The sequence below is a fragment of the Sivoneniella epilithica UHCC 1019 genome (genome assembly GCF_040830845.1).
GTDB lineage: Bacteria > Cyanobacteriota > Cyanobacteriia > Leptolyngbyales > Leptolyngbyaceae > ULC077BIN1.
On record NZ_JBFPDP010000102.1, the window covers coordinates 1 to 4,143 of the forward strand.

The window sequence follows — 4,143 nt, forward strand, 5'->3', positions numbered from 1 at the left end:
TGTTCCGCTTCTTTTTGACTCATCCCCTGATTCACTCTCAGGCGATCGCCTGAACTCCAGTTTTTCAGGTTCGACTATTTACCCTTCTTCAGCGCCAACGACATATCAACTTGTCCCGCAGCGGAATCCGCTTGAGTAGAAGTAATGCCGATACCACGAATCGAATTTAGGACAGCGATCGCGTCTGTAGACAGTGGTTTTTGGGAAGTGACCGCCAACCGATTCATTACCGTCAGGGTCTTATCCATATCAACATAGACATAACCCAGATTTTGCTTGGGTAGACTGCCAGTCACACCCTTAAAGGTGTCGCTAGCATCCAGATTAAGCGTCGGCTTGGTTGCCATGGTTTCAATTAAAGGTTCGCCAAAGGCAACAAATACAGAATTATCGTCTAACCAGCCATGCCCTAAAACGGCACCTATAGGGCTGTTCCACTCAGTAATCTTCTTGCCTTGCACATCCCGCTGCTGAACGAGAACAGCGTTGCCTTTTGCTAGATTATCCAACTTGCTGAGGGCGTTTTCGGCAGCCTTACGATCTCTGGTATTAAACACCATCACCCCACCAAAGCCCACCTGAGACAAAATGCCGCGATCGGAGGGAATCAGCGCCATGCCAAACTCGCCGTCCATCCAGCCAAAAATATCTTTATCTAAATCGAAATTTGCGGATTGAAACGCTTGTCGAGCTTGGGCGATCGCTTGCGCCCCTTCGGGATAAGCTTTAGCTTGTTGCGTTGCTTGGTTCCAATAGTGGCTCAAATTTGCGCCGCTGATTAACGCCAATGTGTCGGCAGGTAATTGAGCAATCACTTTACCAGGAGCAGGCTTGTAATCCCATTTGGGTGCTTGGGGATCAGTTGCCGCGATCGCTTTGATTCGTATTCCTCCTTCGTCTGTCCCTATTCCAGCCGCCACCGACTTCACCCGCTTAAGCTGTTCCAGCGTGGCAGAAGGAATAGAAGTTGCCCGATTGTAATTCATATTGGTCAACTGCTGTATGGCGGCAGCATAATCGACCAAATACACTTGGGCGATCGAGTTTTGCACATCGATACCCTTCGACAGCAAGCTATCTGCGCCGGGTTTAGCGGCAAAGGAAGGCTGACCTTTAGTGGTGTTAATCGCGGCTTCTAAACCGGGGCGATCGCTGGCAATCACCAGATAATCTTTGACCACTGCCGCAAAGACAGAGTTGTTTGTACTTTCAATAATCTTATTGCCTTGATAGTCGCTTTCCTTCGCTTTACTACTGCCCTGATTTGCCAGTTTCATCGCAAAGTTCATCGCACTAATTTTGTCTTTAATGCTGGTGACCACTAGCACACTAGGCTTTTGCGTAGTACCTTTGTTGGGCAGCAGCGCCACCATGGTGTTGCCAACCCAGGGTTTGAGATCTTTCTCAATATCAATGTTGCTCTGGGTAACAAGCTGCTGCTGTAACGTGTTCCAATTTTTGACGATCACCGCTTGGGCTTCTGGGGTGCCAAACTGCTTGAGTTTTGCCCAGGCTTGTTCATCTGCCGAAATAAAAGCAGTCATGTAGGCATCATTCGGCACAACTTGGGCGATCGCCAGCGGAGTCATCACCTCTTTCGGAGTATTTTTGAAATGCATATAGGCAGCGGTTCCGCCTGTTGCAATCGCGATCGCGCCAATTGTGGGAGCCAAAAATTTCGTTGCAGACATGCAAATTTCCTCAAAAACTTTATCAGCAGATTGAATGAAAATGTGTGGTTCAGTACCTGAAGCAGAAGTAAGGTTGAAGCTACATACTAGGATTCCCGCTATTAGACAAAACACACTTCCGCAGGTAGATTCCGGAGTTGAACGCGCGATCGACTTGATACACTAACGATGTAGTTTTTAACCAGGTGATGTCCCTTGCTAAACGAACAAGCAAAAAAAACGATGCTCCGTAAAATTCCTCACGGGCTGTATATCTGTGGCGTGAAAGAAGGAGATGAAGTGAATGGCTATACTGCAAGCTGGGTGATGCAAGCCTCTTTTACGCCGCCTCTCGTAGTCAACTGCGTGAAACAAGATTCCAAATCTCACGCCATGCTCAAAGCCAGCGGCGTTTTTGCCTTGAGTATTTTAGGAGCCGAGCAGAAAGACTTGGCGCAAGCTTTCTTTAAACCGCAGCGACGGGTTGGCAACAAGTTTGAAGAGGTGGAATTTTATCTGGGTGAAACGGGTTGTCCAATTATTACCGATTCTCTAGGCTATGTAGAATGCCGCGTTGTTGGCTCCGTCGAGCAAGGTGACCACACGGTTTTTGTGGGAGAAGTCATTGCGGCAGGCGTTCATCGGGAAGGCGAACCGCTGCTCTTAGAAAGTACTGGTTGGCAGTATGGCGGGTAGGGGGCAGGAGGAAAAAGTTTTGAGTTCTCAATACTTAAAACTCAAAATTCAAAACTCTGATTGTTGCCTCTATGGTTATTGGCTTAACCAGGCGATCGCTTCTCGAATCCATTCTTCGGCATCGTCTCGCTTAGAAAGGGTGGTGTTGGTGCCGACGGCTTGGAGTGCCTGAGAAATTTCGTTGTTGGTGTAGCCTAATGCGAGTAGCGTCATTTCTACATCTTCTTGCAGGGCGATCGCAGGACCAGCAGCGGGAACAGTGAGAATGCCTGCTTGTTGTCGCCACTCGGCTAATTTAGTTCGCAGTTCTAGAGAGATGCGTTCGGCTGTTTTGCCGCCTACCCCTGGCGTTTTGGAAAGGGCGCGAGTGTTGCCAGAGACGATCGCCTGCACCAAGTCTTGCAAACCCAGCGTATCCAATAGCGCGACGGCAAGCTGCGGACCAATCCCACTGACGCTGACCAATTGACGGAACAGATCTCGCTCGGCAGCGGCTCCAAACCCAAACAGAATCACCACTTCTTCGCGAATTTGCAGATGAGTAAATACCTGCATCGTTTCGCCAATGGTGGGCAACTGCATCACCAGACGCGGCACAATTTGCACGTCATAGCCGACCTGATTAACTTCTAGGGTGAGAATTACCCGAGTTCCAACTTTTTGAATGCTGGCAACTGTGCCTTTGAGGTAGCCGATCATGATGTGGGTGGGATATCAATCCCGCGATCGCGTAACTGTTGCAATAACTCTGCTCGTAACTGCCGCTCTTGAGCGAGTTGTCGCTCTGCCTCTTCAGCCCGTTGGGTTTCTGCATCTGCTCGTTGCTCTGCTTCAGAACGAGCAACAGTTTCAGCTTGCAAGGCTTGGGCGAGTTCTTCGGGCAACAGCAGCTTTTCACCCGTATCCAGCCGATAGAACCCGATTAGTTTACCTTCAATTTTCAATTGCAAGTTGAGCGCTTTACTTTGAAAATCGTCAATCGGGCTATAGTGCCGGATAGCATCAGGTTGCAGCGCATCCTCTCTTAATCGATAGCCAACTAGTTGTCCGGTAATCCATTCACCTTTGGGATCAAACAGCCAATATTCTTCAACTTCAAGCTGTTCATATAGGTTTCTTTTGTACTCAAAATCTTCATGTCGAGTGCTTTTTGAGGTAATTTCAAAAATTACTTTGGGAAATTGTCCTTCTTCCCAAATCTTATAGTTGTCGCGTCCACCCGGTTCTACGCCAAAAATGACCATGACATCGGGAGCAATTCGCAGCTTTGAATTGCCTTGGGCATAATACAAAAACTGGTTTGCTAGAACAGTAGCCTGCTGCCCTTGGAGGAATTGCCGCAGGACTTCCAAAATCATCACAATTGCGTAGAAATGATCGTAGGTTTCAGCCACAGGTTTTCCATCTGAGCTTGGGTAGTGAACCGCATTGGGTAATTGAGAGACAGGGGCGATCGCGCTCATACACACTGAGTAAAGGGACAGGTTACTCCAAAATTAGCACGTCTATTTGTGAACAGATCAGTTACGATTGCAGTCCTAATTGAGCAATGGTTTGGACAAAATCAGGCGACAATAATGCCGTAGTTGCGAAGGCTTGAGTAGTTGGGGACTTAAAATGACTCTTGCGTAAGCCCCGAAGAGAATAACTGGCGGCAATGCCAAATCCTAGTCTGGTCACTAGTAAATTAGGCTTGCCGCGCTAGTAGTCTGTCAAGAAAGAATTGATGGATAGAGACGCTTGAGTTTGATGCGGGCATCTTGAGTCGTAAATTGCC

General features: G+C 48.2%; 5 protein-coding genes. 1 reads left to right on the forward strand and 4 read right to left on the reverse strand.

Translation table 11 applies throughout. The features are described from left to right. Positions 1–74 precede the first annotated feature (74 nt). On the reverse strand, positions 75–1,691 hold the full coding sequence (locus AB3R30_RS26700; protein ID WP_458652237.1) for a DUF3352 domain-containing protein: 1,617 nt from the start codon (positions 1,689–1,691) through the stop codon (positions 75–77). Positions 1,692–1,913: 222 nt separating this feature from the next. On the opposite strand from AB3R30_RS26700, the gene AB3R30_RS26705 reads away from it, so the two are divergent. Next, on the forward strand, positions 1,914–2,366 hold the full coding sequence (locus tag AB3R30_RS26705; protein WP_458652238.1) for a flavin reductase family protein: 453 nt from the start codon (positions 1,914–1,916) through the stop codon (positions 2,364–2,366). Positions 2,367–2,441: 75 nt separating this feature from the next. Here AB3R30_RS26705 and ruvA read toward each other — a convergent pair whose 3' ends face one another. The 3 genes from ruvA to AB3R30_RS26720 form a co-directional block, all read right to left on the reverse strand. Next, complete coding sequence (gene ruvA / locus AB3R30_RS26710; RefSeq protein WP_458652239.1) at positions 2,442–3,065, reverse strand: Holliday junction branch migration protein RuvA; 624 nt, start codon at positions 3,063–3,065, stop codon at positions 2,442–2,444. Continuing rightward, positions 3,062–3,829 carry a Uma2 family endonuclease gene (locus AB3R30_RS26715; RefSeq protein WP_458652240.1) on the reverse strand — a complete coding sequence of 256 codons (768 nt, stop codon included), beginning with the start codon at positions 3,827–3,829 and terminating at the stop codon, positions 3,062–3,064. Before AB3R30_RS26715 ends, ruvA begins: the two co-directional genes overlap by 4 nt. Positions 3,830–3,890: 61 nt before the next feature. Continuing rightward, entirely contained in the window at positions 3,891–4,046 is a 156-nt protein-coding gene (locus AB3R30_RS26720; protein ID WP_458652241.1) for a hypothetical protein, read from the reverse strand. Positions 4,047–4,143: the final 97 nt, after the last annotated feature.

What these genes read in the sequence shown, in the direction of transcription:
- AB3R30_RS26700 (WP_458652237.1), bottom strand. Translation starts at nt 1,691, where the DNA reads ATGTCTGCAACGAAATTTTTGGCTCCCACAATTGGCGCGATCGCGATT.
- AB3R30_RS26705 (WP_458652238.1), top strand. Translation starts at nt 1,914, where the DNA reads ATGCTCCGTAAAATTCCTCACGGGCTGTATATCTGTGGCGTGAAAGAA.
- ruvA (WP_458652239.1), bottom strand. Translation starts at nt 3,065, where the DNA reads ATGATCGGCTACCTCAAAGGCACAGTTGCCAGCATTCAAAAAGTTGGA.
- AB3R30_RS26715 (WP_458652240.1), bottom strand. Translation starts at nt 3,829, where the DNA reads ATGAGCGCGATCGCCCCTGTCTCTCAATTACCCAATGCGGTTCACTAC.